The sequence below is a fragment of the Thiobacillus denitrificans DSM 12475 genome, from assembly GCF_000376425.1.
Classification (GTDB): Bacteria; Pseudomonadota; Gammaproteobacteria; order Burkholderiales; family Thiobacillaceae; genus Thiobacillus; species Thiobacillus denitrificans.
The window spans coordinates 186,046-210,149 of sequence record NZ_AQWL01000001.1 but is presented as its reverse complement, the minus strand read 5'-3'; the positions used below and the strand labels follow the sequence as shown (position 1 = coordinate 210,149).

Below are 24,104 nucleotides of genomic sequence, written 5' to 3'. Positions count from 1 at the left end.
GCCGGGTGCCACCATGCGTCATACCGCTGTTCTACTGATTTCCTGCCCCGACCAGAAGGGATTGGTCGCGGCCATCGCCGATTTCCTGCTATTGCAGGATGCCAATATCCTGCACGCCGACCAGCATCAGGATGCCGAGCTGAAGCTGTTCCTGATGCGGGTGGAGTGGGATCTGGCGGATTTCAACCTCGACCTGGCCGACTTCGCCACCGCCTTCGGACCCATCGCGAGCCGCTTCGGGATGAGCTGGCGGCTCGCCGAATCGAGCCGAAAACCGCGCCTGGCGGTGTTCGTGTCGAAATTCGACCACTGCCTGGCCGACCTGCTCTACCGCTACCAAAGCGGCGAACTGCATTGCGAGCTGCCGATCATCCTCAGCAACCACGAGGACACACGCTGGCTCGCCGACGCCTACCGGGTGCCCTACCAGCATCTGGCGGTGCACAAGGACGCCAAGCACGAAGCCGAGCAGATGCAGCTGGCGATCCTGCGCGACCAGAGGATCGATTTCATCGTGCTGGCACGCTACATGCAGGTGCTGTCGGCGGATTTCATCCGCCATTTCCCCAACCGCATCATCAACATCCATCATTCCTTCCTGCCCGCCTTCCACGGCGCCAAGCCCTATCACCGCGCATTCGAGCGCGGCGTCAAGCTGATCGGCGCAACCGCGCACTACGTCACCGAAACGCTCGACGACGGCCCGATCATCGAACAGGACGTGGCGCGCATCTCGCATCGCGACAACCTCGACGACCTGGTCAAAAAAGGCGCCGACCTGGAGAAAGTGGTGCTGTCGCGCGCGGTGAAGTGGCATCTCGACAACCGGGTGCTGGTGTACGCCAACAAGACGGTCGTGTTCGACTGAGTCCTGCGCGGGCGTGACGCCGCGGCCCTGCCGCTGCCGTACACTGCTACCTTTGCCTTTTTGCAGACGGACAGTCATGACCGAGATTCTCGTTTTGTATTACAGCGTCGGCGGCAGTGTGCGCGAGATGGCACATCTGGTCGCGCGCGGGGTCAATCAGGTGGCCGGCGCCAGCGCCCGCCTGCGCACGGTGCCCCCGGTGGCGCCGCGCACCCAGGTGGCCGAGCCGCCGGTGCCGGATGAGGGCGCGCCCTACGCGGAGCTGGCCGACCTCGAACAGTGCGCCGGCCTCGCGCTCGGTTCGCCCACCCGTTTCGGCAACATGGCGGCGGCGCCCAAGTATTTCCTCGACGGCACCGGCGCGCTGTGGGCGAAGGGCAGCCTGGTCGGCAAGCCCGCTGCCGTGTTCACCTCCACCGCCAGCCTGCACGGCGGCCAGGAAACGACGCTTACCAGCATGATGCTGCCGCTCTTGCACCACGGCATGCTGATCGTCGGCCTGCCCTACACCCTCGCCGAGGTGAACCACACCGCCAGCGGCGGCACTCCCTACGGCGCCAGCCACTGGGCCGGCTCCGCCGACGACAAGCCGCTCACCGACGACGAGCGCGCACTGTGCATCGCACTCGGCAAGCGTCTGGCCGAAACCGCAAGCAAACTGTCCAGATGAAGAACCTGCAACTCATCGCGAGCGCGAGCCTGATCGCGCTGATCTTCCTGTGCCTAGCGTGGGAACTGTGGCTGGCGCCGATCCGCCCCGGCGGTTCCTCGCTGGCGCTCAAGGCACTGCCGCTGCTGCTGCCGCTGATGGGCATCCTCAAGGGCCGCCGCTATACCTATCAATGGGCGCCGATGCTGGTGCTGGCCTACTTCACCGAAGGCGTGGTGCGCGCGTGGTCGGACACCGGCCTGTCGGCGTGGCTTGCCGGCGCCGAGGTGGTGCTGTCGGTGGCGTTCTTCTTTGCCGCGATCTACTACGCCAGGTTCAGCGCACCGTCGCGGCTGGCAAACTGAATCAGGCCGACAATGACCCGCAACGCGAAAGACGCTGAAATCGACAGCACGGTCTACCGGACCCTGCTGGAATCAACGAAGGCCATCCCCTGGAAAATAGACTGGTCGACCATGCGGTTCGCCTACATCGGCCCTCAAATTGAAAATCTGCTTGGCTGGTCGCCCTCGAGTTGGGTGAGCGTGGAGGACTGGGCGGCAAGGATGCACCCAGAGGACAGGGAACGGGTGGTCGATTTTTGCGTTGCCCAGTCCAGGGCCGGAACCGATCACGAGGCCGACTATCGTGCCCTGGCGCAGGATGGCGGATATGTGTGGATCCGCGATGTGGTGCACGTGGTGCGCAACGAAAACGGCGAAGTCGATTCGCTGGTCGGATTCATGTTTGACATCAGCGAGCGGAAGAAAACCGAGCAGGAACTGGCCCTCCTTCAGAAAGAACTGGAGGAGTTGTCGTTCAAGGACGGCTTGACCGGCGTTGCGAATCGCCGCATGTTCGACGCCATCCTGGATGCGGAGTGGACCGATGCGCGGCGCAACAACCGATCCCTTGCGCTGATCATGCTCGATATCGATTATTTCAAGCAATACAACGACCACTACGGGCACATCCAGGGGGACGACTGCCTGAAACGCGTGGCGCAGGCCCTGAGTTCGGCCGCGACCCGATCACGGGATTTCCTTGCCCGCTTTGGCGGCGAGGAGTTCGTGCTGGTGCTGCCAGAAACGGATGAAAAAGCGGCGATCAAAGTTGCCGAACGATGCCGCAACCTGCTGTTCAAGGAGCAAATCCCGCACGAAACATCGCCACTCAGCCCGATCCTGACCGTCAGCATCGGAGTCGGCGCCATTGTCCCGACGCGCCAGGATGAACCGCTCCGCTTCGTCGAGGATGTGGACAAACGGCTGTACCTCGCGAAGCAGCATGGCCGAAACCGCATCGTCAACGGCCTTTAGAAAGCCGCTTCGCAGCCCGGCAGGCAGTGCCGGCACGCTTTCCGGACGATCATGAAAAACGCCCCTGTCGGGGCGTTTTCTATCGCAGCGCCACGCTACACCTGCGGATGCGCACGCTCGCGTTTGCTGTGCAGTTTGTTGAGCGCGTGCAGGTAGGCCTTGGCCGAGGCCACCACGATGTCGGTGTCGGCGCCCTGGCCGTTGACCACGCGCCCGTCCTGCGCGAGCCGCACCGTCACCTCGCCCTGCGCGTCGGTGCCGCTGGTGATGTTGTTGACCGAATACAGCAGCAGTTCGGCGCCGCTGTTGACCACCGATTCGAGCGCCTTGAACGTCGCATCGACCGGACCCGAGCCATCTCCCGCGGCCTGCTTCTCGGCGCCGTCGTCGGTAAACACCAGTTGCGCGTGCGGAATTTCGCCGGTCTCGGAACACACTTTCATCGATACCAGCTTGTAGCGTTCCTGCCCGGCGGCGTAGCCTTCGTCGGAAACCAGCGCCTGCAGGTCCTCGTCGAAAATCTCGCGCTTCTTGTCGGCCAGATCCTTGAAGCGGGCGAACGCGGCGTTGAGCGCTTCCTCGCTGTCGAGCACGATGCCGAGTTCGGAAAGCTTGGTCCTGAACGCGTTGCGGCCCGACAGCTTGCCGAGCGTCAGCCGATTGGCGTGCCAGCCGACATCTTCGGCGCGCATGATTTCGTAGGTCTCGCGGTGCTTCAGCACGCCGTCCTGGTGGATGCCCGATTCGTGGGCGAAGGCGTTGGCGCCGACGATGGCCTTGTTCGGCTGCACCGGATAGCCAGTGATGGTGGAGACCAGCTTGGAGGCCGGCACGATCTGGGTGGCGTCGATGCGCGTGTCGCAGTGGAACACGTCCTTGCGGGTGCGCACCGCCATCACGATCTCCTCCAGCGAGGCGTTGCCGGCGCGCTCACCGAGCCCGTTGATGGTGCACTCGACCTGGCGCGCGCCATTCATCACCGCGGCGAGTGAGTTGGCGACCGCCATGCCGAGGTCGTTATGGCAGTGGGTAGACCAGATGACCTTGTTCGAATCCGGTACGCGCTCGATCAGCTGCTTCATGCGCTCGCCCCACAGCGCCGGAATACTGTAGCCGACGGTGTCTGGCACGTTGAGCGTGGTGGCGCCGGCCTTGATCACCTCGGTGAAGATGCGCACCAGAAAATCCATGTCGGAGCGCACCGCGTCTTCGGCCGAGAATTCGACGTCATCGCTGTATTCGCGCGCGAGCCTGACTGCCTTCACCGCCGCCTCGACCACCTGGTCCGGCTGCATGCGCAGCTTCTTTTCCATGTGGATCGGACTGGTGGCGATGAAGGTATGGATGCGTCCCGACCTGGCCGGTTTGATCGCGCCGCCCGCCGCATGGATGTCGCGTTCGTTGGCGCGTGCCAGCGAGCAGACGGTCGAGTTCTGGATGGTTTCGGCAATGGTGCGGATCGCATCGGCATCGCCTGGGCTGGCGGCAGCGAAGCCGGCCTCGATCACGTCGACGCCGAGCCTTTCCAGCTGGCGCGCGATGCGAAGTTTTTCTTCCTTGGTCATCGACGCGCCGGGGCTTTGCTCGCCGTCGCGCAAGGTGGTGTCGAAAATAAACAAACGGTCGTTCATGGCTGGCTCCATGGAGGGTCGGGGCCGCGTTCAGGCGCGGGATGCCGACGCATTATATAAGGCTGCCGCATGCAGCTCGCGGCGCGGGGGTACAGCTCGGGGGAGGGGGGTCAATGTGTGCGCGCGACGCGCAGCAGCAGGCTGCCGAACAGAAGGTTCGACAGGCAGAGGAGAAAGGACGGGCGGGACCAATTAGACATGGTCTAAATTTTATCTACTTTTCGCCGCCCTGCAAAGGGGACGGTTTCTTGCGGTGCAGCAGCTTCCACAGCGCATCGCCATAGCCCGACAGGCCATACAGCACGAACACACCGAACAGCACTTCCGGCGGACTGGTCGACACCAGGACGAAAGCCAGCACGATCAGCAGGATGGCAAAGAAGGGCACGCTTTTCCTGAGGTTGATTTCCTTGCCGCTGTAATAGCGGAAGTTGCTGACCATGGACAGCCCGCCAAACAGGGCCAGCGCGGTGGCGAGCCAGCGCACATCCTGGCCCGGCACGCCGTTTTCGACCATCACCCAGACGAAGCCTGCGATCAACGCTGCGGCAGACGGGCTGGGCAGGCCCTGGAAGAAGCGCTTGTCGGTGACGGTGTCGAGCTGGGTGTTGAAGCGCGCCAGGCGCAAGGCAGCGCCGGCGCAATAGACGAAGGCGGCGATCCAGCCGAGCTTGCCCATGCCCTGCAGGGCGAACTCGTAGATCACCAGCGCGGGCGCGACGCCGAACGACACCATGTCCGACAGGCTGTCGTACTCGGCGCCGAAGGCGCTTTGCGTGTGCGTCATGCGGGCGACACGGCCGTCGAGACCGTCGAGCACCATGGCGATGAAGATGGCCACCGCGGCATGCTCGAAGCGCCCGTTCATCGCCTGCACCACGGCATAGAAGCCGGCGAACAGCGCCCCCGTGGTGAACAGATTGGGCAGCAGGTAGATGCCGCGGTCACGCATCCGCGGCCGTTTCGATTCGGTCTTGCGGTGATGGAATTCGAGCATGGCGAAGCCGGGTTACCAGCGAGCCAGTATGGTACGCCCGCCAGTCACTTTTTGACCAATCGAGACCTCGGCGCGTGCCGTCGCCGGCAGATAGACGTCGACGCGCGACCCGAAACGGATAAAACCGTAGCGCTGGCCGCGCGCCAGCCTGTCGCCAATGCGCACATAACACAGGATGCGCCGCGCGATCAGCCCGGCGATCTGCACGCTCGTCACATCGCCGCGCGCAGACTGTATCCACACCGCGTTGCGTTCGTTTTCGGTGGAGGCCTTGTCGAGGTCGGCATTGACGAAGCTGCCCGGCGTGTACCAGTGTCCCTTGATCTCGCCATCGACCGGACTCTTGTTGGAATGCACGTTGAACACGTTCATGAACACGCTGATCTTCAGCGCCTCGCGTTCCAGGTAGGGGTCGTTGACCTTTTCCACCACGACGATGCGGCCATCGGCCGGCGCGATCACCGCATCGGCATCGGCCGGCGGCACCCGCGCCGGATCGCGGAAAAACTGCAGCGCGAACACCGCCCAGATCCAGAACGGAATCGACCACCAGCCGAGCAGCCAGGTCGCGATCAAGGCGGCGGCAAACGCGGCCAGCAATACCAGCCAGCCCTCACGGGCGATAAGGGGATGGGTCATGTTTTAGGAGTCAGGGACCAGGAACCAGGGGCTAGGGAAAGGGGCCACGGCATAGCCGAACGCCCCTAAATCCTAGCCCCTATCTCCTGGATCCTCAGTTTTTGGATTGATCGACCAGCTTGTTCTTGCTGATCCACGGCATCATGGCGCGCAGCTTAGCGCCGACGACTTCGATCGGATGCTCGGCATTGAGGCGGCGGCGGGCGGTCATCTCGGGGTAGTTGGTGCGCCCCTCGAGGATGAACTGCTTGGCGTAGTTGCCGTTCTGGATGTTGTCCAGGCACTCCTTCATCGCGGCTTTGGACTGGGCGTTGATGACCTTGGGGCCGGTCACGTATTCGCCGTATTCCGCGTTGTTGGAAATCGAGTAGTTCATGTTGGCGATGCCGCCTTCGTACATCAGGTCGACGATCAGCTTCAGCTCGTGCAGGCATTCGAAATAGGCCATTTCCGGCGCGTAACCCGCTTCGGTCAGGGTTTCGAAACCGGCCTTCACCAGATCGACGCAGCCGCCGCACAGCACGGCCTGTTCGCCGAACAGGTCGGTCTCGGTTTCTTCGCGGAAGGAGGTTTCGATCACGCCGCCCTTGGTGCCACCGTTGGCGCAGGAATACGACAGCGCGAGGTCACGCGCCTTGCCGGACTTGTCCTGGTAGACCGCGATCAGCGAAGGCACGCCGCCACCCTGCGTGTAGGTGGAGCGCACCAGATGGCCGGGGCCCTTGGGCGCGATCATGACGACGTCGAGATCGGCGCGCGGGGTGATCTGGTTGTAGTGGACGTTGAAACCGTGGGCGAAAGCGAGCGTCGCACCCTGCTTCAGGTTGGGTTCGATATCGCTGTAATACGTACCTGCCATCAACTCGTCGGGAATCAGGATCATCACGAAGTCGGCAGCCTTCACGGCATCGGCGATTTCCTTGACGTCAAGCTTGGCCTTCTTGGCCTTGTCCCACGAGGCGCCGCCCTTGCGCAGGCCGACCGTGACCTTGACGCCGGAGTCCTTCAGGTTGTTGGCGTGGGCGTGACCCTGCGAGCCGTAGCCGATGATGGCAACCTTGCGCTTCTTGATGAGGGAAAGGTCGGCGTCCTTGTCGTAAAAAACTTTCATGTGAATTCCCGGGCAAATAAATAAAAACGGATTGAAAATCAGGCTTTCAGGCTGCGCTCGCCGCGTCCGATGCCGGACGCGCCGGTGCGCACGGTTTCGATGATGAAGGCGGAATCGATCGCCTCCAGAAAGGCATCCAGCTTGGAGCCGGTGCCGGTCAACTCGATTGTGTAAGTGGCGTCGGTAACGTCGATGATGCGGCCACGGAAAATGTCGGCGGTACGCTTCATCTCCTCGCGCCCCGTGCCCACCGCCTTGACCTTGACCAGCATCAGCTCGCGCTCGATGTGGCGGCCTTCGGTCAGGTCCATCACCTTGATCACGTCGACCAGCTTGTTCAGCTGCTTGGTGATCTGCTCGATGATTTCTTCCGAGCCGGTGGTGACGATGGTCATGCGCGACAGGGTGGCATCTTCGGTCGGCGCCACGGTGAGCGATTCGATGTTGTAGCCGCGTGCCGAGAACAGGCCGGCGACGCGCGACAGCGCGCCGGCCTCGTTTTCCATCAGGAGCGAAATGATGTGGCGCATGTCAAAGCTCCTCCGCCAGGATCATTTCGGACAGGCCCTTGCCGCCTTCGACCATGGGGAAGACGTTTTCGGTCTGGTCGGTCTGGAAGTCCATGAACACCATTCTTTCCTTCAGCGCGGGCGAGAAGGCTTCCTTCAGCGCAGCCTCGACGTCCTCGGGCTTGTCGATGCGCATGCCGACGTGGCCGTAGGACTCCGCCAGCTTGACGAAATCGGGCAGCGATTCCATGTACGACTCGGCGTAGCGGCTGCCGTAGAAGAATTCCTGCCACTGCCGCACCATGCCCATGTAGCGGTTGTTGAGCGTGACGACCTTGACCGGGATGCGGTACTGCTTGCAGGTCGACAGCTCCTGGATGTTCATCTGGATGCTCGATTCGCCGGTGATGCAGGCGACCTGTGCGTCGGGAAAAGCGAGTTGTACGCCCATGGCGTAGGGCAAGCCGACGCCCATGGTGCCGAGACCGCCGGAATTGATCCAGCGCCGCGGCTTGTCGAACTTGTAATACTGTGCCGCCCACATCTGGTGCTGACCCACGTCGGAAGTGATGAAGGCATCGCCCCCGGTCACTTCCCACAGCTTTTCCACCACATACTGCGGCTTGATGATGGCGCCGTTGCGGTTGTACTTGAGACAGTCCTTCGAGCGCCACAGTTCAATCTGTGTCCACCATGCATTCAGCGCGGCGGCATCGGGTTTTTCCTTGGCCTGCTTCAGCAGAACCAGCATGTCGGCCAGCACGTTTTGCACGTCGCCGACGATGGGCACGTCGACCCTGACGCGCTTGGAAATCGACGAAGGGTCGATATCGACATGGATGATGCGACGCTGCTCGCGCGCAAAGTGCGCAGGATTGCCGATCACGCGGTCGTCGAAGCGCGCGCCGACGGCGAGCAGTACGTCGCAGTGCTGCATCGCCATGTTGGCTTCGTAGGTACCGTGCATGCCGAGCATGCCGAGGTTCTGCCTGTCGGTGGCGGGAAAGCCGCCTAGACCCATCAGCGTGTTGGTGATGGGGAAACCCAATAACCGGGTGAACTCGGCCAGCTGTTCCGAGGCATCGCCCAGCACCACGCCGCCGCCGGTGTAGATCATCGGCCGCTTGGCTTCGAGCAGCATCTGTACCGCACGCTTCATTTGCCCGCTGTGACCCTTGGCCACCGGGCTGTACGAGCGCATCTCGAGCGTGGCCGGATATTCGAATTCGGTGAGATGCGCAGTCACATCCTTGGGCACGTCGACCACCACCGGGCCGGGACGACCGGTGGACGCGATGATGAAGGCCTTCTTCATCGTCACGGCCAGATCCTTCACATCCTTGACCAGGAAGTTGTGCTTGACGCAGGGGCGCGTGATGCCGACGGTATCGACTTCCTGGAACGCATCCAGCCCGATCGCAGCGGTCGGCACCTGGCCGGTGACGACCACGATGGGGATGGAATCCATGTAGGCGGTGGCGATCCCGGTGACCGCGTTGGTCACGCCCGGCCCCGAGGTCACCAGCGCCACGCCGACCCGGCCGGTCGCGCGCGCGTAGGCGTCGGCCGCATGCACTGCAGCCTGTTCGTGGCGCACCAGCACATGCTTGAACTTGTTCTGCTTGAAGATTTCGTCGTAGATGTTGAGCACGGCCCCGCCGGGATAGCCGAATACGAACTCGACCCCTTCTTCAGCCAGACAACGTACAACGATCTCGGCGCCCGTGGCTTCCATAATAAATGGCAAAAAACTAATCCGTTGGTGAACCCGTGAGGGTAATCGTTTTGCCATGATTCGGTCAAGAAATCATGCCATAGCGCCATTTTGCGCAACGTTGACGACCGCCCGCCAAAACAAAAAAACCCTTCTGCGGGCAGATAGGGTTTTAAGTCGAAAAGCATGTTTACCGGGGAGAAACGCCCCGCGCCTCGACAGGCGCATGCTCCGGCTAGCCCACCCATGCATCCATTTCATCAATTCAGGCGAGAATACAAGGCAAATGCCCGAAAATCGTGCGGCGCCTCTGCCGCACAGCTTGGCCGCATTGCACGACCGTGCGGGAACAATGAACGATGCTGGCGCCTATTCGTGCGCGGCTTCGCCGAGCGCGCGCATGATTTCGTTCAGCGAACCCCGCGCATTTTCAACCAGGCAAACCACGTTTCCGGTGCTGCATACGGTCAGCCCTGCGCCCTGCACGATCCAGCCCCGCGACGGCGACCAGCCGCGCATCTGCGAAAACAGGGACAGCAGGTCGATATTGCTCGACACCAGGCGGCGATACCACTGGGCAAACTGCGCCATCCGTTCCATCAGCTCGGGAGACAGCATGCCTTCGGCTTCCATGATCACGCCATCGTCGCGAAAGCGGCACACGGCGGTCACGCCATCCAGCACCAGGACTTTGTTCAGCGACATACGCGCTCCTCAGGTTGCCTGCACGGCGTTGAACGTGGCTTCGTAGTCGGCATCGCGATTCTTGACGACGACGCCGCAGTTGCCATTCACCACCACCGACCATTCCAGTCCCACGACCGAAAAGCCCTTGAGCGGCTGAAATCCGCTCTGCCCAGTGAGGGCTTCCCAACCGTGTCCTTCCATACTGGCTATGGCCAGATTAGCGACGCACGAGCGTGCCAGCAGATCCAGTACCAGCGGGGTCAATTCAGTCCCCTCGCGCAGTACATGCGATTGCAGATCGCCCTTGTCGCTGTATGTGAACGCTGCCAGCGCGCCCGGCAGTTCCATCATTTTTTCCAGATCCATATCCGCTCCCCGTTTGTCAGTACAACGCTTCCTTGGTATCGCCTCCCAGCCTGGCATACAGATTGACCAGCAGGTCATCCTGCACATCACCCACTTTGGCACGCATGATGGTCATGACGTCATTCAGCAATTCGTCACGGTTTTCGATGAAGGAGAAATAATTGCCCACTGCGCAAACAGTGATTTGGCTGCCGCGCGCGATCCAGCCTTGTATCGGACGGTAGCCGCAATTTTCGGCAAAAGAGTCGAAAATTTCGGCCTGCATGTTGACCGACAGCGTATTGGCACGACACACGATCGACGCCATGCGCGCAAACTCCTCGGTGAGTGCGCCCTCATACGAGAAACGATCGCCGCGATATGCATATTCGCCCGCAGCGATGACACCGGGAATGGCCATGAGTTGCTTTACGATATGCATCGAGTTCCCTCCTGCTTTTTTGATTATGCTTGCGGCACGTTGTGGCAAAGTATCGCGCCCAGCTGCAATATAGAGCCACCATGCAAGACAAAGCAATAGACCTCGCCCCTGCGCCCTTCCTGGTACGCATCGCCGCCCTGATCTACGAATCACTGCTCGTCGCGGCGGTGGTGTTCGTCGCGTCCTTCATCATAATCCCGGTTGTTGGCGAAATGCATGCACCATGGCAGCGGCATGTGTTTCAAGCTTATATCGCAGGCGTGCTGTTCGCCTATTTCAGCACATTCTGGCTGCGCAGCGGGCAAACGCTGGCGATGAAAACCTGGCGTATCCGCCTGGTCAGCCGGAACGGAGACCGCCTGCGCTTCAAGCAGGCCGCGCTGCGATTCGTCCTCGCATTTTTCGGTTTGCTGCTGGCGGGAAGCGGCTTTTGGTGGGCCTTGATCGACCGCGACCGGCTGTTTCTTCACGACCGTATCGCCGGCACCCGGCTGGTACGCGTGCCGCGCAAGGCGTGAAGGGATGAACTGGCGCGACCACCTGCAAACACGCCTGCTGGAGATACGATCCACCAGCGTGTACGCACTGGATGAAGCGGCCCGACAGCTGGCCAGCCGCGTGTTGCAGGACACGCCGGTCTGCGCGCGCGACAACCCGCCGGATTCACTCTGTGCACTGGCATTGGGGATCGATGCGCTGAACGGGCTGAACGTGCAGCAAGCCCAACACCTGATCAACCAGACACGCCTCTATATCGCCCCGCGCATCCTGCTCGCCGTGCAATCGGACTGCGTGCTGGACGAGGCGACGTTTCGTGCCCTCGGTTTCACGCTGTCGGCAACCAACACAACGCAAGACAGGCGCATCCATTACTACGATCTCGACACCTACAAAACCGTGCCGGACTGGCTCAATTCCCGTTACTGGGCACATCCCGAACGCTGGCAGCCCTGAAGGACTCCGATCCACTACGCATCGAAGCCCGCGTGGGATCGTTGCCCTGAAGGCCACCTTCTGATCCGGACCGGGCTTGCGTGTTCCAGGAAGCGCTCGCAGTCCACGCCATCGGGTACACTGGGCCCTGTCATTGCGCAACGGCCCGATATCATGAAGTTCATCCCCCACAACGCACTTGAAGAACAGCTGGCTGCTGTTCATGCCGGCACGCTCGATCCCGAAACATTCGTGTTGCAACTGGTCGACCAGCAGCTATTCATGCCGGTACGCGATGAAAAGAATCCCATCCAGGGATTCCAGCGATCGGTCCAGGCAGAGCCGCTGATCATCGAAACCGATGACGGCGAACGCGTACTGGTGGTGTTCACCAGTCCCGAACGGGCCAAGCCCTTCGTCGAGCACTTCCCCGAATTTTCGGGCGGTCTGCTGACCGAGTTTTCCTGGCTGTTGCGTCGCATCGGCGGCGGGGTACCGATTGCGCTCAACCCGGGGTGGGACATCGGCATGGACTTCGACGCCGACATGATCGCGCAGCTGGTCGCGCAACTTCCCCCCGAACAGCCGGCCTGACGCGTTCCGCCCGCCCACGCCCTCATGCTGCCCGAATCCGCACTCGCTGCTTTCCGTTCCGCACTCGGGGCGGATCGCGTCTTCGACGATGCCATCACGCGTACCCTGTATGCCCACGACGAGACTCCGCGCCATGTCGAACCCGAGGCCGTGCTGTTCCCGGCCTCGCACGCCGACGTGGCCGCACTGGTGCACATCGCGTTCGAACATGGCATCGCCCTGACGCCGCGCGGCGCCGGCTCCGGCAACGTCGGCGGCGCCCTGCCCGCGCCCGGCAGCGTGGTCGTCAGTTTCGAGTGCATGCGGCGGGTGCTCGAATTCGACCCCGGCAACCGCCTTATCGTCGTCGAGCCCGGCGTGGTCACCGAAGACATCGACCGCATCGCGCGTAGCGCCGGCCTGTTTTATCCGCCCGACCCCGGCAGCGGCGCCTATTGCCGCATCGGCGGCAATCTTGCGATGAACGCCGCCGGGCCGCGTGCCGTCAAGTACGGCGTCACCCGCGACTATGTGCTGGGGTTGCGCGCCGTCACCGGCAGCGGACAGGAAATCCGCACCGGCTGCCGCACCACCAAGGGCGTCACCGGCTACGACCTGACCCGCCTGCTGGTCGGTTCCGGCGGCACCCTCGCACTCATCACCGAAGCCACGCTGAAACTGCTGCCCGCACCGGCGGCCGTCGCCACCCTGCGCGCATGTTTCGCCAGCAACCGCGCCGCACTCGACGCGGTCGGCCGCGTCATGCATCAGGCCGTCCTGCCCTGCGCGCTCGAATTCATGGATCACCATGCCATCGATGCCATCCGCCCGACCGGCGCGGCAGGCGATCTGCCGTCAGGCACCCGGGCATTGCTGATGGTCGAAGCCGACGGCGCCGCACAGGATTTGCCGCGGCAGATCGCCGCGCTGGAACAGGCACTCGCCGGCGAAGGTCTGCTCGACATGCGCAGTGGCTTCAAGCGCGACGACATCGCGCGGTTGTGGGCCGCACGCAGATCGCTGTCGCACGCGGTCAAGCGCATCGCACCGCTGAAGATCAACGAAGATGTGGTGGTGCCGGTATCGCAGCTGGCCGACTTCGTCGACTTCATCGACCACACTGCGCAGGTACAGCGCCTGCCGATCGTCTCGTTCGGCCATGCCGGCAACGGCAACCTGCACGTCAACCTCATGGTGCATCCCGACGACGCGGACGAAATGAGGCGTGCCCACCTGGCCCTCGAAGCCATCATGCTGCGTGTGCTGGCGCTGGACGGCACGCTCTCGGGCGAACACGGCATCGGCACTGAAAAGCGCCGTTTCGTGCCACAGGAAATCGACCCTGTGACGCTGGATCTGATGCGCGCGATCAAGCAGCAATTCGACCCGCACGGCCTGCTCAACCCCGGCAAACTTTTTCCTGATTAAGATGGGCACAAAGGCTTTACAAGCGCAAAAGGCATCTATAGAATGCGCGGCTTCGTTGGGGGTATAGCTCAGCTGGGAGAGCGCTTGCATGGCATGCAAGAGGTCAGCGGTTCGATCCCGCTTACCTCCACCAACTAACAGGAAGTCCGATGCACAGGCTTGGCGTCATCACCACCCTGCTGGGGTTGATACTGAGCGTAGTCGGTCTGATTGTTGGATTCTGGAAGATGTTGAATGGTAGCGGGCACGCCGAAATTTGGCTGGGGCTGGTACCATTGGGTTTCGTCGGTTTGCTACTCGGCGTCACCTTGACGCAGCTTTCCAGAAAGTAATGACGGCGCAAGTCGTGGCAGCAAAGTTGGCGGTTCGCACCGTCGTCCGGGTCCCCATCGTCTAGAGGCCTAGGACATCGCCCTTTCACGGCGGTAACCGGGGTTCGAATCCCCGTGGGGACGCCACAATCCTTCCCGGGTTGTGACATAAATCGAGTACTTGAGAAATTAATTAAAGCGGCCGGGTGCCGCTATTTTTATTGCACATTTTTTATTGTGCGTTGCGCCCTGAATCCAGGCTGGCGCCCCGAAGACGAATCGAACGTCCGACCTACCCCTTAGGAGGGGGTTGCTCTATCCACTGAGCTACCGGGGCGTGGCGCGCATTCTACCGAATCCCGCGTGGATTGCCGAACCCTATCGGACATACTCGATTGGCATACAACCCGGCTATGATGCAAACGGGAGGCGCCGATGAATAAATACATGCTGGGTGGACTGGCATTGCTGCTACTGCTGGCCAGCGCGGTTTTGTGGATGCTGCGGCCGGGCCCGCAGCGGACGGAAGGCAGCGCCGCACCCGATTTCGCCCTGCAGGACCAGGACGGACGCACTCATCGTTTGGGCGATTATGCCGGGCGCTGGCTGGTGCTGTATTTCTATCCCAGGGACGATACGCCCGGCTGCACCCGGGAGGCCTGTCGCTTTCGCGATGACATCGGCGTGCTGGGCAAACTCAACGCGGCGGTGGTCGGAATCAGCGTCGACGACACCCGGTCGCACGCCAGTTTTGCCCGCAAATACCGGCTGCCGTTTCCCCTGCTGTCAGACCCGGACGGACGGACGGCCGCAGCATACGACAGCCTGCTGAATCTTGGGCTCGTGCGATTTGCCCGTCGCCATACCTTCATCATCGCACCCAACGGCCGTATCGCGGCACGCTTCAGCAAGGTTGACCCGGCACGCCACGCGCAGCATGTGGCCCATGCCTTGCAGGTCCTTCAGCAGGCCGATATGCCACAGCCAACGCTGCAACCCGGCCAATAATGGACTAGATATCAATAATGGCCTGAGCACAAGCGTCTATGCCTATGCAACGCGGATTCTCCCTCACCACCGGAGCGGCCTTCGTCACGCTGATCGTCCTGATCTGCGGGCTGGCATTGAACGGACTGCTGCAATTACAAACGCTGGGCGAGCAGATGCGCACGGTGGTCGAGAACCATAACCGCAAGATCGATCTCATCACGCAAACTCAGGTGGCGGCGCATATCCGTACCGACAGCCTGTTCCGCATGGCGCTTACCGACGACCCGTTCGAACGCGATGCCCATTTCATGGAATTCAACCGCGCCGGTTTCCTCGTCGGGAGCGGGCGCAATGCCCTGCGCCAGATGGGATTTTCCACCGCCGAGCAACGCAGCTTCGATACCCAGACCCGCCTGGTCAACGACATCGAATTAGTGCAGGGTCGCGTGATCGATCTGCTCAACTCCGAGCTGAGCACTGACGCGCGCCGGGTATTGATGCGGGAAGCTATCCCTATCCAGCAAGCCTTCAACCTGCAACTGGCCGATATGCGTAATCTGTATCAGCAGGCCAACTTCATCGCCCAGCAGCAGGCGCAGCAAACCTACCGGCGCACTTTTCTGCTCACGCTGGCATTCGGCATCGCGGCGGTCGCCCTGGCCCTGCTGATCGCCAGGCATACATTACGAAAAATCGGCCAGAAATCGCGGCAGATAGACGCACAGATGATGGAGCTCGAGCGCTCACGGGCAGCGCTGCGCGAAGAGGCCACGCATGACCCGCTCACCGGACTGGCCAACCGGCGGCTGTTTTATGACCGCCTGCAGCAGGCGATCCGCCACGCCCATCGCTATGGCGGCAAGGTGGGTATCCTGTATGTGGACATGGACCGCTTCAAGGACATCAATGACCGGCATGGCCACCACATCGGCGATGCCGTGTTGATGGAAGTCGCACAGCAGCTACGGGATTGCGTACGCGAATCCGACTCGGTTGCGCGTCTGGGCGGCGACGAATTCGTGGTATTGCTGGAAGGCGTGCAGGGGCGGCACGACTGCGTCGCCGCTGCGCTCAAGATCGAACATAGCCTGGCCCACAGCACCCGCTTTGACGACCTCCATCTGGGCATCAACGCCAGCATAGGTCAGGCGGTGTATCCCGACGACGGAAGCGACGAAGATGCACTGATTCGCGCCGCCGACGCCGCCATGTACCGGGTCAAATCCGGCTGCGAGTCGGAACGCCAGCGCTGCCTTTCCTTTCAGTGACGCCTCAGCGAGGTTTGAAGCGGGCCGCTGCGCGCGCCTTGGCACTCCAGATCCAGACATACTGCGCCCCGGAGACCACGGCAATGACGAACACGATGCCGAACAACGGCAGCAGCCAGCCGTCCAGCGCCAACAGGCCGGCCAGGCCCGCCAGCACCAGCGTCAGCAGCGCAAACTCGGCAAACATATGCGTCTTGCCGAGCCAGGTGGGATGGATTTCCAGATGGCCGGCCAACCCGCGGTAGCTCAGCGCACCCAGCACGATGATGCTGTCGCGCAGCAGGATCGCCAGCGTCACCCACATCGGGATCGCTTCTTCGAGCGTCAGCATCACCAGCGTCACCAGGCCCAGCGCCTTGTCGGCGACGGTATCGAGCGCCGCGCCCAGCGGCGTCATCTGCCGGAGCCAGCGCGCCAGCAGGCCATCGATGCCATCCGACACCGCAGCCGCGAGGAACAGCCAGCAGGCCGCCTCCCAGCGCTGCTGCAGGATCAGCCAGCCGACCACCGGCACCGCCGCCAGGCGCGCCAGGGTTATGATGTTGGGCAGGTTGAAGACGCGTTCGCTCATAGGCATACCGTACTCAACCCAGGGGCTGCCTGGCAAGCTCGTCCCACACTTTGTCGAGCCGCTTGACCGACACCGGATACGGCGTTTTCAGTTCCTGGGCGAACAGCGAGATGCGCAGCTCCTCCAGCTGCCAGCGGAAGTCGTCGAGTGCGGCGGCGGCTGCGCCAGGACCGCCTGAAAGGCGAGTGTCTGGCAGCGTACCCCTTGCGGATACTGCGCCCTTCACCTGGTCACGCCGCGCCAGGTACTTGTTCTGCAGCGTCAGCACGCCCGCCATGGCGCGCGCGTCGCGCTGTTCGGCAGCGGGCAGCTTCTCCAGCCGCTTGAGGATGCCGCGCAGGTAGCGCGGCAACTCCTTCAGGCGCGCCCACGGCGTGGCGGTGATGAAATCCGCCGATACCAGCGCCGCCAGGTGCGTGTGCTCGTCGCGCATCACCGCGGTGAACTGCGGCTTGGCGTTGAGGCGCGCCGCCACCTGCGCATGCAGGTCGAGTATCTCCGCCACGTCGCGTACGAGCGCCTGCTTCACCACGGAGATTCTGGGTTTGGCGCGCTCCTTCTGCTTGCCGAAATGCTTTTCGTCGCGCGGCGTGTCGTCGTCGCCCAAAAGCGCGCGCGCGGCGATCGCATCGATCAGGGCTGCGCGCAGCTGCTCGGCGCTGCCAAAGTTGCGATATTTCAGTGCCAGCGCGGTTTCGCGCGACAGATCCTTGTCGAGCTGCCTGAACTGCGCGGCCAGCGCGATGCGCAGCAGCCGCACGATCCCGCGGCGGGTCTCATTTTCCGCGACGTCGGCCGCATCGAGCAGGCGCAGGTCGACGCTCTCGCCATCGTCGACCAGCGCCGGGTAGCCGGTCAGCTCGCGTCCGTCGCGCCTGAATTTCACCTGCGCGGGCAGGTCGCCGAAATTCCATTCGGCAAGACCGCTACGCTCGAACCCGCTGTCCTCGGTGCCGCCGCCGTAGGTGATGCGCGCCGCGCCGCCAAGCTGCTGGCGCAGGCTCGCAAGATCGCGGCCGCTGGCAAGCTCCTGTCCGCTGTCGTCGATCACGCTGAGATTCATCTTCAGGTGCGCCGGCAACTCGCCCGCCCAGTCGTCGGGATGAATGTCGGCGCCGGTCCTCTTGCGGATGAAGGCGGCCAGCGCCTCGGTCAGCCTCTGCTCGCCAGGTTTCGCTGCCGAGAGAAATGCCGTCACCGCATCGGGCAGCGGAATCAGCGGGCGGCGCTTGTCCTTGGGCAGGAATTTCAACAGCGCGGTGAGCTTCTCGCGGATCAGGCCAGGCACCAGCCAGTCGACCTGCGCCGCTTCGACCCGGTTGAGCAGATACAGCGGCAGGCGCAGGGTCACGCCGTCGAGCGCATGGCCGGGTTCGAAGCGGTATTTGAGCTGGCACGCCACGCCGTCGACCGCCATTGTCTCGGGAAACAACGCGTGGTCGGCGCCGAGTCCCTCGCCGAGGATGTCCGCGCGCTGCAGGAACAGAATGTTCGGGTTGCCTGCTTCGGCTTCCGCACGCCAGCTCTCGAACGCCACGCCGTTGTGGAGGCCGGCCGGGATGCGCGCGTCGAACACGCGGAAGATACGTTCCTCGTCCAGCCACACGCCCGATTTCCTTGCCTTGTGTTCGAGGTCTTCGATTTCCTTGATGAGCGCGCGGTTGTGCGCGAACCACGGCGCCCTGGTGTCGTATTCGCCTGCCACCAACGCACCGCGGATGAACAGCTCGCGCGACAGTGCCGCATCGATGGGGCCGTAGTGGATCTTGCGCCGCGGCACCAGGGTGATGCCGTACAGGCTCACGCGCTCGAACGCCACCACGCGCGCGCCATCCTTCTCCCAGTGCGGCTCGATGAACATGCGCGTCAACAAATGGCGCCCCGCCGCCTCGATCCATTCCGGCCGCACCTCGGCAACCGTGCGTGCGAGCAGCCGGCCGGTATCCGTGAGTTCAGCCGCCATGATCCACTTCGGCGCCTTTTTCACCAGCGCCGAGCCGGGGTGGATCGACAGCTTGATGCCGCGCGCACCCTGATAGTTGCCCTCGCCTGGCTTGGGGCGACCTTTCGCGTCGTCGGACTTGAAGCCGATATTGCCGAGAAGACCGGTCAGCAGCGCCTGGTGGATCGCGTCGTAGCCCGCGGGCTTGTCGTTCGCCTTCAGGCCCAGCTCGGCGATCTGCGCATGCAGCTGGCCGTGGATGTCGCGCCATTCGCGCATCCGCCGCGGCGACAGGAAGTGATCCTGCAGCAGCGTCTGCAGCTGGCGGTTGGTTTTCTTGTGCTGCACCTGCTCCTCGTACCAGCGCCACAGCCTGAGCCAGCCCATGAAGTCGGAACGCTCGTCGGCAAATAATTTGTGCTTTTCATCCGCCGCCTGCGCGCGCTCCATCGGGCGGTCGCGCGGATCCTGCACCGACAGCGCGCTGGCGATGATCAGTACCTCGGTGACGCAGCGCTGCTGTTCCGCCGCCAGCAGCATGCGCGCGATGCGCGGATCGAGCGGCAGTTTCGCCAGTTTCCTGCCGATCTGGGTCAGCTGGCCCTGCTCGTCGAGCGCGTGCAGCTCGGCCAGCAACTGATAACCGTCGGTCACCAGACGCGTGCCTGGCGGGTCGATGAAGGGAAAGCCGACCACGTCGCCCAAGCCAAGCGACTTCATGCGCAGGATGACGCCCGCCAGCGAGGAGCGCAGCAGTTCGGGGTCGGTGAATCTTGGACGATTGCCGAAGTCGGCTTCGTCGTACAGCCGGATGCACACGCCGTCGGCCACCCGCCCGCAGCGCCCGGCACGCTGGTTGGCCGAGGCCTGCGAAACCTTCTCGATCAGCAGCTGCTCGACCTTGTTGCGCGCCGAATAGCGCTTTACCCGCGCGCTGCCGGGGTCGATCACGTAGCGGATACCTGGCACGGTGAGCGAGGTTTCCGCCACGTTGGTCGCCAGCACGATGCGGCGCAGTGCGCTGGTCGGCTTGAAGATCGCATCCTGCTCGGCCACCGACAGGCGGGAAAACAGCGGCAGGATTTCGGTGCCCGGCGGATGGTGCTTTCTGAGCGCCTCGGCGGTGTCGCGGATCTCGCGCTCGCCCGGCAGGAACACCAGAATGTCGCCGGGACCCAGACGCGCCAGCTCGTCGGTGGCGTCGAGGATGGCGGCGATCAGGTCCGGTGCGTCCTTGTCCTTTTTTTCGCGCTCGCCCCTGGCCGGGGTGGCAGGCTCGTCGCGCTCGACCGGCCGCCAGCGGATTTCCACCGGGTACATCCGCCCCGACACCTCGATCACCGGCGCGTCGTTGAAGTGCCTGGAAAAGCGTTCGGCGTCGATGGTCGCCGAGGTGATGACGAGGCGCAGGTCGGCGCGCTTTTCGACCAGCGTCTTCAGGTAGCCGAGCAGGAAATCGATGTTGAGGCTGCGCTCGTGCGCTTCGTCGATGATGATCGTGTCGTAGCGGGAGAGCAGCGGGTCGCCCTGGCTTTCGGCCAGCAGGATGCCGTCGGTCATCACCTTGACCGCGGTGTCGTGGCGCACCTTGTCGGTGAAGCGCACCTTGTAGCCGACCAGGCCGCCGAGTTCCGACCCCAGTTCCTGCGCGATGCGCGCCGCCACCGAACGCGCGGCGATGCGGCGCGGCTGGGTGCAGCCGATCAGCTGGCCGGGGCGGATGCCGGCTTCGAGGCACATCTTGGGGATCTGCGTGGTCTTGCCCGAGCCGGTCTCGCCGCACAGGATCAGCACGCGGTTGGCCTTGAGCGCGGCGAGGATGTCGTCGCGACGCGCGCTGACCGGCAGGTCGGGATAGGTGATGTGCAAGGTGGGGCTCAAAATTCAAAAACCGGATTGTCCGCGAAGGAACACGAAGAAAGGCGAAAGAAACCAACCCGATTCGAGCCTGATGGATGAGCAGGCCAAAAAATGATGGGGTTTCCTTCGCGCCCTTCGCGGATAAAAGCTTTACTTGTTCTGGATATACCGCGCGTCATCGAAGGTTTCCAGCCAGGCCGGACGGTATACCGCCATCATGGTAATCGCCATGCCGGTGGAAAATGCCTCGGCCCAGGCGAGCAGCAGCGCGGCATACGGCGTGTACTGCGTCAGCAGGTAGTCGAGCGGATAGGCGCCGGCCAGCGCCATCAGCGCCGTGGTGGCCAGCCCGACGGCCGCCACGGCCAGCGCCGCACCGAAAAATCCGTTGCCCAGCACATAAATGAAGAAATGATTCGGCAGGCGGCGTTCCAGCAGGCGGAATACGCCCCAGCTCACCGCTGCAGGCAGCGCCACCTGCAGCAGCGCATCGATCCCCAGCGTAACCGGATTGCCGCGCCCGAACACCGCATTGGCCAGCAGAACCAGCACCCCGGCAAAGCTCGCGCGCCAGAAGCCGAACATCAGCGTCATGGCCGAAATGCCGTACAGATGGAACGCCAGCCCCGGCTTCACCCCGGTGCGGATCTGCCACAGTGCCAGCACCGCCACGGTGGCGCCCAGAAACAGATTCAGACGCGCCGGCTGCGCAAGCCTGCGCCAATCCCCCGACACCAGCCAGCGCCAGCCCAGAAAGGCCAGCCCCAGCCAGCCGAACAGATGTAATGATTGCGGCAGCACAAGCGCGGTAAAATTCATCCATCAATTTTACGCGAAGCCCCGTGCGCTGCCGCGCCCTTCGCATCGAGCCTGCCATGTCCACCAGAAACCAGAATGCACCGCTCAGCGACGACGATATCGCCGAACTGGCCGACCTGATCGACGATGCCGCCGCGCGCACCGACGCGCCGCTGTCGCTCGAAGGCGTCGACGGCTTCGTCACGGCCCTGCAATGCGCGCCACGCCCGATTGCGGCGGAAAGCTATCTGCCGGTGCTGTTCGAGCACGACGCCCCCGCAACGCTGTTTGCCGGTGCCGCGGAATACGACCGCTTCGAAGCGCTGCTCGGCCGCCGCTGGAACGAGATCGCGCGTGCGCTCGCCGCCCCGATCGACACCCTGGCCGACCCGCGCGCGCTGTCCCCGCTCATCATGGACTGGGAAGGCCTGCTGGCCGACCTGCCGAAAAACGAGGCCGCCGCGCTCGGTGCCGAAGGCGTTCCGCCTTATGCCAGCCTGTGGGCAGCCGGATTCCTGCAGGTGGTGGAACACTGGGAAGCCGACTGGGAACTGCCGCCGGACAGCAAGGACGAAGCCTTTGTCGACGAAATGCTCGACCCGCTGTATGTGCTGATGACGCCGCCCGAAGAATGGACGGAAGCAGAGCGCCAGACCAGCCGCAACGATTATGTGGCGATGGCGATCTGGAGTTGCTATGAACTGCGCGACTTCTGGCGCGACCGCGGCCAGGCTCCGCGCGCCTGAATTCCTGTAACTTGAATCGTTTAATTTGCATTCCAATATGAATCTCGTCCTGTTCGACCTCGACAACACCCTGCTCGCCGGCGACTCCGACTACGAATGGGGTCAATTCCTCATCGCAAGGGGCGTGGTCGACGGCGCCCACTACGAAGCCAAGAACCGCGCGTTCTACGAAGACTACAAGGCCGGACGGCTGGATATTCATGCCTTCCTCGCGTTTGCCCTGCGCCCGCTCGCCACCCACACGCGCGAACAGCTCGACGCCTGGCACGCCGAATACATGGAGACGCGCATCAGGCCGATGATCACCCAGGCCGCACGCGACCTGGTCGACAGGCACCTCAGCGAAGCCGATCTGGTCGCCGTCATCACCGCCACCAACAGTTTCGTCACCGCGCCGATTGCGCGCGAATTCGGCATCCCGCACCTGATCGCCACCGAACCCGAGCAGCGCGACGGCCGCTTCACCGGCGAAGTCGCCGGCACCCCCTGCTTCCGCGAAGGCAAGGTCACCCGCCTCGAACACTTCCTCGAAACCCAGGGCACCCGCCTCGACTGCCTCACTACCAGCTGGTTCTACAGCGACTCGCATAACGACCTGCCGCTGCTGGAAAAAGTCCGCCATCCCGTCGCCGTCGACCCCGACCCCACCTTGCGCGCCCACGCCGAGGGCAAGGGCTGGCCGGTGATTTCGCTGCGTCACAGCTAGGCCGCACGCCATGCAGCCCATTGTCCCGCACCACTCCGCCCCGTCCCCCACCACGCTCGCCGAAAGCGTCGCCCACCAGCGCGACGCCCTCGCCAATATGCTGCGCGAGCCGCTGGCGCTGGCCGCACAGGCGTGCAGCCGGGCATGGCCGAGCCGTGCCGGACTCAACGCCGCGCTGAGCCATGCGCTGACGACCCTGCCCGCGTGCAAATACCTGTATGCGCTGGATACCCATGCGATCCAGCTCTCCGACAATATCAGCCACACAGGCCTGATCGAGACGGATTTCGGGCGCGATCGTTCCGACCGCCCCTACATGAACGAAGCAGTACCAAACCAGGGCTTTCTGCTGTCGCAGGCCTATATCAGCCTGCGCATGAAGCGGCCATCGCTCACCGCGATCCAGATCGTGCGCAACGACGATGGCGAGGTGCTCGGCTTCGTCGGCGCCGACTTCGACCTGCGCGACCTGCCGATCACCGGCCAGCTATACGACGAACCCACCAACTGGCGGCAGATCAAGGGCGACCCGGCAATCCGCGGCGCGGTATTCCACCAGACCCGCAGCGACAGCCAGATGGACCTCAACATCGACACCGTGCTCGGCGTGATGGAAGAGCTGATGAGCGATCGCGGCGTGTTCCACGGCAAGCTGCACTTTTCCAGCAGCCGCGCCACCATCTGGCTGGTCGACGATCCGTATTACTACCGGCTGCTCGACATCGACGCGCTGACCGACCCCGACACCTGCCTTACCTACCCGCGCCGCCCCTACCCGAACACGGCCGCGGTCCCCAGGGACAAGATCCGTCCGGTGCTCGACACCCTGCGCGCGCTGCGCTTCATGGACGAGACCTTCTATCTGCGCGGGGGTTCGCTCAACATCTTCAATGGCATGATCGGCCTCACCTTCTCGTGCGACGGTTCGCACTATCTGCCCTGGGACGAATTTTTGATCAAGGGCTACGATTTCTGGGCCAGCGGAAAAACCCTCGGCTGACCGGCCGGCCGTGCGCCAAACAATATCCCTACCTTTAGGCGCTTGAATCCCACGCGCCTAAAGGCGG

General features: G+C 63.2%; 26 protein-coding genes and 3 tRNA genes. 16 read left to right on the top strand and 13 right to left on the bottom strand.

The annotated features are described in order from the left end of the window. Positions 1–13 precede the first annotated feature (13 nt). The 4 genes from purU (at position 14) to B059_RS0101090 (ending at position 2,836) form a co-directional block, all read left to right on the top strand. The gene (gene purU, locus B059_RS0101105; protein WP_018076392.1) at positions 14–868 is read left to right on the top strand and encodes a formyltetrahydrofolate deformylase; all 855 of its coding nucleotides are present in this window, start codon (positions 14–16) and stop codon (positions 866–868) included. Positions 869–944: 76 nt separating this feature from the next. Further along, on the top strand, positions 945–1,538 hold the full coding sequence (wrbA, locus tag B059_RS0101100) for an NAD(P)H:quinone oxidoreductase (RefSeq protein WP_018076391.1): 594 nt from the start codon (positions 945–947) through the stop codon (positions 1,536–1,538). Beyond that, positions 1,535–1,882: a DUF2069 domain-containing protein gene (locus B059_RS20625; protein ID WP_018076390.1), complete on the top strand. Its 348-nt coding sequence runs from the start codon at positions 1,535–1,537 to the stop codon at positions 1,880–1,882. The genes wrbA and B059_RS20625 overlap by 4 nt, the downstream gene beginning before the upstream one ends. Before the next feature lie 12 nt (positions 1,883–1,894). Further along, entirely contained in the window at positions 1,895–2,836 is a 942-nt protein-coding gene (locus B059_RS0101090) for a GGDEF domain-containing protein (RefSeq protein WP_018076389.1), read from the top strand. A 95-nt stretch (positions 2,837–2,931) separates the two neighbouring features. On the opposite strand, the gene B059_RS0101085 is transcribed toward B059_RS0101090, so the two are convergent. The 9 genes from B059_RS0101085 to B059_RS0101040 form a co-directional block, all read right to left on the bottom strand. Beyond that, positions 2,932–4,467 (bottom strand): 2-isopropylmalate synthase, encoded by a 1,536-nt coding sequence (locus tag B059_RS0101085; protein ID WP_018076388.1) that lies wholly within the window; start codon positions 4,465–4,467, stop codon positions 2,932–2,934. Positions 4,468–4,681: 214 nt separating this feature from the next. Then, entirely contained in the window at positions 4,682–5,464 is a 783-nt protein-coding gene (gene pssA / locus B059_RS0101075; protein ID WP_018076386.1) for a CDP-diacylglycerol--serine O-phosphatidyltransferase, read from the bottom strand. Between the two features lie 12 nt (positions 5,465–5,476). After that, positions 5,477–6,103, bottom strand: a complete 627-nt coding sequence (locus B059_RS0101070) for a phosphatidylserine decarboxylase (protein WP_018076385.1) — start codon at positions 6,101–6,103, stop codon at positions 5,477–5,479. A 94-nt stretch (positions 6,104–6,197) separates the two neighbouring features. Further along, positions 6,198–7,214 (bottom strand): ketol-acid reductoisomerase, encoded by a 1,017-nt coding sequence (gene ilvC / locus B059_RS0101065; protein ID WP_018076384.1) that lies wholly within the window; start codon positions 7,212–7,214, stop codon positions 6,198–6,200. A 38-nt stretch (positions 7,215–7,252) separates the two neighbouring features. After that, positions 7,253–7,744 (bottom strand): acetolactate synthase small subunit, encoded by a 492-nt coding sequence (ilvN, locus tag B059_RS0101060; RefSeq protein WP_018076383.1) that lies wholly within the window; start codon positions 7,742–7,744, stop codon positions 7,253–7,255. A 1-nt stretch (position 7,745) separates the two neighbouring features. Further along, complete coding sequence (locus B059_RS0101055) at positions 7,746–9,458, bottom strand: acetolactate synthase 3 catalytic subunit (RefSeq protein WP_026177213.1); 1,713 nt, start codon at positions 9,456–9,458, stop codon at positions 7,746–7,748. Between the two features lie 348 nt (positions 9,459–9,806). Further along, on the bottom strand, positions 9,807–10,142 hold the full coding sequence (locus B059_RS0101050; protein ID WP_018076382.1) for a DUF2173 family protein: 336 nt from the start codon (positions 10,140–10,142) through the stop codon (positions 9,807–9,809). A 9-nt stretch (positions 10,143–10,151) separates the two neighbouring features. Further along, positions 10,152–10,490 (bottom strand): DUF2173 family protein, encoded by a 339-nt coding sequence (locus tag B059_RS0101045; RefSeq protein WP_018076381.1) that lies wholly within the window; start codon positions 10,488–10,490, stop codon positions 10,152–10,154. Positions 10,491–10,506: 16 nt separating this feature from the next. After that, entirely contained in the window at positions 10,507–10,911 is a 405-nt protein-coding gene (locus tag B059_RS0101040) for a DUF2173 family protein (RefSeq protein WP_018076380.1), read from the bottom strand. An 80-nt stretch (positions 10,912–10,991) separates the two neighbouring features. Here B059_RS0101040 and B059_RS0101035 point away from each other — a divergent pair, with 80 nt between their 5' ends. From B059_RS0101035 to B059_RS0101005, 7 genes are all read left to right on the top strand, one after another. Beyond that, the gene (locus B059_RS0101035; RefSeq protein WP_018076379.1) at positions 10,992–11,429 is read left to right on the top strand and encodes an RDD family protein; all 438 of its coding nucleotides are present in this window, start codon (positions 10,992–10,994) and stop codon (positions 11,427–11,429) included. Positions 11,430–11,433: 4 nt separating this feature from the next. Beyond that, a complete protein-coding gene (locus B059_RS0101030) occupies positions 11,434–11,865 on the top strand; it encodes a DUF6231 family protein (RefSeq protein ID WP_018076378.1) in 432 nt (143 codons plus the stop codon). 153 nt (positions 11,866–12,018) lie between these two features. Next, positions 12,019–12,438 (top strand): SseB family protein, encoded by a 420-nt coding sequence (locus B059_RS0101025; RefSeq protein ID WP_018076377.1) that lies wholly within the window; start codon positions 12,019–12,021, stop codon positions 12,436–12,438. 24 nt (positions 12,439–12,462) lie between these two features. Beyond that, positions 12,463–13,845 (top strand): FAD-binding oxidoreductase, encoded by a 1,383-nt coding sequence (locus B059_RS0101020; protein WP_018076376.1) that lies wholly within the window; start codon positions 12,463–12,465, stop codon positions 13,843–13,845. Between the two features lie 57 nt (positions 13,846–13,902). Further along, positions 13,903–13,978 (top strand) — tRNA-Ala (locus tag B059_RS0101015). A 16-nt stretch (positions 13,979–13,994) separates the two neighbouring features. Continuing rightward, positions 13,995–14,177 (top strand): hypothetical protein, encoded by a 183-nt coding sequence (locus tag B059_RS0101010; RefSeq protein ID WP_018076375.1) that lies wholly within the window; start codon positions 13,995–13,997, stop codon positions 14,175–14,177. A gap of 50 nt (positions 14,178–14,227) precedes the next feature. Further along, positions 14,228–14,303: transfer RNA gene (locus tag B059_RS0101005), tRNA-Glu, on the top strand. Between the two features lie 114 nt (positions 14,304–14,417). Here B059_RS0101005 and B059_RS0101000 read toward each other — a convergent pair. Then, positions 14,418–14,493, bottom strand: a tRNA-Arg gene (locus tag B059_RS0101000). A 98-nt stretch (positions 14,494–14,591) separates the two neighbouring features. On the opposite strand from B059_RS0101000, the gene B059_RS0100995 reads away from it, so the two are divergent. Beyond that, entirely contained in the window at positions 14,592–15,164 is a 573-nt protein-coding gene (locus B059_RS0100995; protein ID WP_051068460.1) for a peroxiredoxin, read from the top strand. Between the two features lie 38 nt (positions 15,165–15,202). Continuing rightward, positions 15,203–16,414 carry a diguanylate cyclase domain-containing protein gene (locus tag B059_RS0100990; RefSeq protein ID WP_245538697.1) on the top strand — a complete coding sequence of 404 codons (1,212 nt, stop codon included), beginning with the start codon at positions 15,203–15,205 and terminating at the stop codon, positions 16,412–16,414. A gap of 4 nt (positions 16,415–16,418) precedes the next feature. Here the strand turns inward: B059_RS0100990 and B059_RS0100985 are convergent, their stop codons facing one another. The 3 genes from B059_RS0100985 to B059_RS0100975 form a co-directional block, all read right to left on the bottom strand. After that, positions 16,419–16,985, bottom strand: coding sequence for a CDP-alcohol phosphatidyltransferase family protein (locus tag B059_RS0100985; RefSeq protein ID WP_018076372.1), 567 nt, complete (start codon positions 16,983–16,985; stop codon positions 16,419–16,421). Positions 16,986–16,998: 13 nt separating this feature from the next. Continuing rightward, positions 16,999–20,796, bottom strand: coding sequence for an ATP-dependent RNA helicase HrpA (gene hrpA, locus B059_RS0100980; protein WP_157273571.1), 3,798 nt, complete (start codon positions 20,794–20,796; stop codon positions 16,999–17,001). A 141-nt stretch (positions 20,797–20,937) separates the two neighbouring features. After that, positions 20,938–21,606 carry an energy-coupling factor ABC transporter permease gene (locus tag B059_RS0100975; RefSeq protein ID WP_018076370.1) on the bottom strand — a complete coding sequence of 223 codons (669 nt, stop codon included), beginning with the start codon at positions 21,604–21,606 and terminating at the stop codon, positions 20,938–20,940. A gap of 56 nt (positions 21,607–21,662) precedes the next feature. Here B059_RS0100975 and B059_RS0100970 point away from each other — a divergent pair, with 56 nt between their 5' ends. The 3 genes from B059_RS0100970 to B059_RS0100960 are packed head-to-tail and all read left to right on the top strand — an operon-like array spanning position 21,663 to position 24,037. Beyond that, positions 21,663–22,331, top strand: coding sequence for a YecA/YgfB family protein (locus B059_RS0100970; protein WP_018076369.1), 669 nt, complete (start codon positions 21,663–21,665; stop codon positions 22,329–22,331). Positions 22,332–22,368: 37 nt separating this feature from the next. Beyond that, a complete protein-coding gene (locus tag B059_RS0100965; protein WP_018076368.1) occupies positions 22,369–23,037 on the top strand; it encodes a histidinol-phosphatase in 669 nt (222 codons plus the stop codon). Positions 23,038–23,047: 10 nt separating this feature from the next. After that, the gene (locus tag B059_RS0100960) at positions 23,048–24,037 is read left to right on the top strand and encodes a PDC sensor domain-containing protein (RefSeq protein ID WP_018076367.1); all 990 of its coding nucleotides are present in this window, start codon (positions 23,048–23,050) and stop codon (positions 24,035–24,037) included. Positions 24,038–24,104 lie beyond the last annotated feature (67 nt).

Excerpts from the sequence above, each read along its gene's own strand:
- purU (WP_018076392.1), top strand. The coding sequence starts at position 14 with ATGCGTCATACCGCTGTTCTACTGATTTCCTGCCCCGACCAGAAGGGA.
- wrbA (WP_018076391.1), top strand. The coding sequence starts at position 945 with ATGACCGAGATTCTCGTTTTGTATTACAGCGTCGGCGGCAGTGTGCGC.
- B059_RS20625 (WP_018076390.1), top strand. The coding sequence starts at position 1,535 with ATGAAGAACCTGCAACTCATCGCGAGCGCGAGCCTGATCGCGCTGATC.
- B059_RS0101090 (WP_018076389.1), top strand. The coding sequence starts at position 1,895 with ATGACCCGCAACGCGAAAGACGCTGAAATCGACAGCACGGTCTACCGG.
- B059_RS0101085 (WP_018076388.1), bottom strand. The coding sequence starts at position 4,467 with ATGAACGACCGTTTGTTTATTTTCGACACCACCTTGCGCGACGGCGAG.
- pssA (WP_018076386.1), bottom strand. The coding sequence starts at position 5,464 with ATGCTCGAATTCCATCACCGCAAGACCGAATCGAAACGGCCGCGGATG.
- B059_RS0101070 (WP_018076385.1), bottom strand. The coding sequence starts at position 6,103 with ATGACCCATCCCCTTATCGCCCGTGAGGGCTGGCTGGTATTGCTGGCC.
- ilvC (WP_018076384.1), bottom strand. The coding sequence starts at position 7,214 with ATGAAAGTTTTTTACGACAAGGACGCCGACCTTTCCCTCATCAAGAAG.
- ilvN (WP_018076383.1), bottom strand. The coding sequence starts at position 7,744 with ATGCGCCACATCATTTCGCTCCTGATGGAAAACGAGGCCGGCGCGCTG.
- B059_RS0101055 (WP_026177213.1), bottom strand. The coding sequence starts at position 9,458 with ATGGAAGCCACGGGCGCCGAGATCGTTGTACGTTGTCTGGCTGAAGAA.
- B059_RS0101050 (WP_018076382.1), bottom strand. The coding sequence starts at position 10,142 with ATGTCGCTGAACAAAGTCCTGGTGCTGGATGGCGTGACCGCCGTGTGC.
- B059_RS0101045 (WP_018076381.1), bottom strand. The coding sequence starts at position 10,490 with ATGGATCTGGAAAAAATGATGGAACTGCCGGGCGCGCTGGCAGCGTTC.
- B059_RS0101040 (WP_018076380.1), bottom strand. The coding sequence starts at position 10,911 with ATGCATATCGTAAAGCAACTCATGGCCATTCCCGGTGTCATCGCTGCG.
- B059_RS0101035 (WP_018076379.1), top strand. The coding sequence starts at position 10,992 with ATGCAAGACAAAGCAATAGACCTCGCCCCTGCGCCCTTCCTGGTACGC.
- B059_RS0101030 (WP_018076378.1), top strand. The coding sequence starts at position 11,434 with ATGAACTGGCGCGACCACCTGCAAACACGCCTGCTGGAGATACGATCC.
- B059_RS0101025 (WP_018076377.1), top strand. The coding sequence starts at position 12,019 with ATGAAGTTCATCCCCCACAACGCACTTGAAGAACAGCTGGCTGCTGTT.
- B059_RS0101020 (WP_018076376.1), top strand. The coding sequence starts at position 12,463 with ATGCTGCCCGAATCCGCACTCGCTGCTTTCCGTTCCGCACTCGGGGCG.
- B059_RS0101010 (WP_018076375.1), top strand. The coding sequence starts at position 13,995 with ATGCACAGGCTTGGCGTCATCACCACCCTGCTGGGGTTGATACTGAGC.
- B059_RS0100995 (WP_051068460.1), top strand. The coding sequence starts at position 14,592 with ATGAATAAATACATGCTGGGTGGACTGGCATTGCTGCTACTGCTGGCC.
- B059_RS0100990 (WP_245538697.1), top strand. The coding sequence starts at position 15,203 with ATGCCTATGCAACGCGGATTCTCCCTCACCACCGGAGCGGCCTTCGTC.
- B059_RS0100985 (WP_018076372.1), bottom strand. The coding sequence starts at position 16,985 with ATGAGCGAACGCGTCTTCAACCTGCCCAACATCATAACCCTGGCGCGC.
- B059_RS0100975 (WP_018076370.1), bottom strand. The coding sequence starts at position 21,606 with ATGAATTTTACCGCGCTTGTGCTGCCGCAATCATTACATCTGTTCGGC.
- B059_RS0100970 (WP_018076369.1), top strand. The coding sequence starts at position 21,663 with ATGTCCACCAGAAACCAGAATGCACCGCTCAGCGACGACGATATCGCC.
- B059_RS0100965 (WP_018076368.1), top strand. The coding sequence starts at position 22,369 with ATGAATCTCGTCCTGTTCGACCTCGACAACACCCTGCTCGCCGGCGAC.
- B059_RS0100960 (WP_018076367.1), top strand. The coding sequence starts at position 23,048 with ATGCAGCCCATTGTCCCGCACCACTCCGCCCCGTCCCCCACCACGCTC.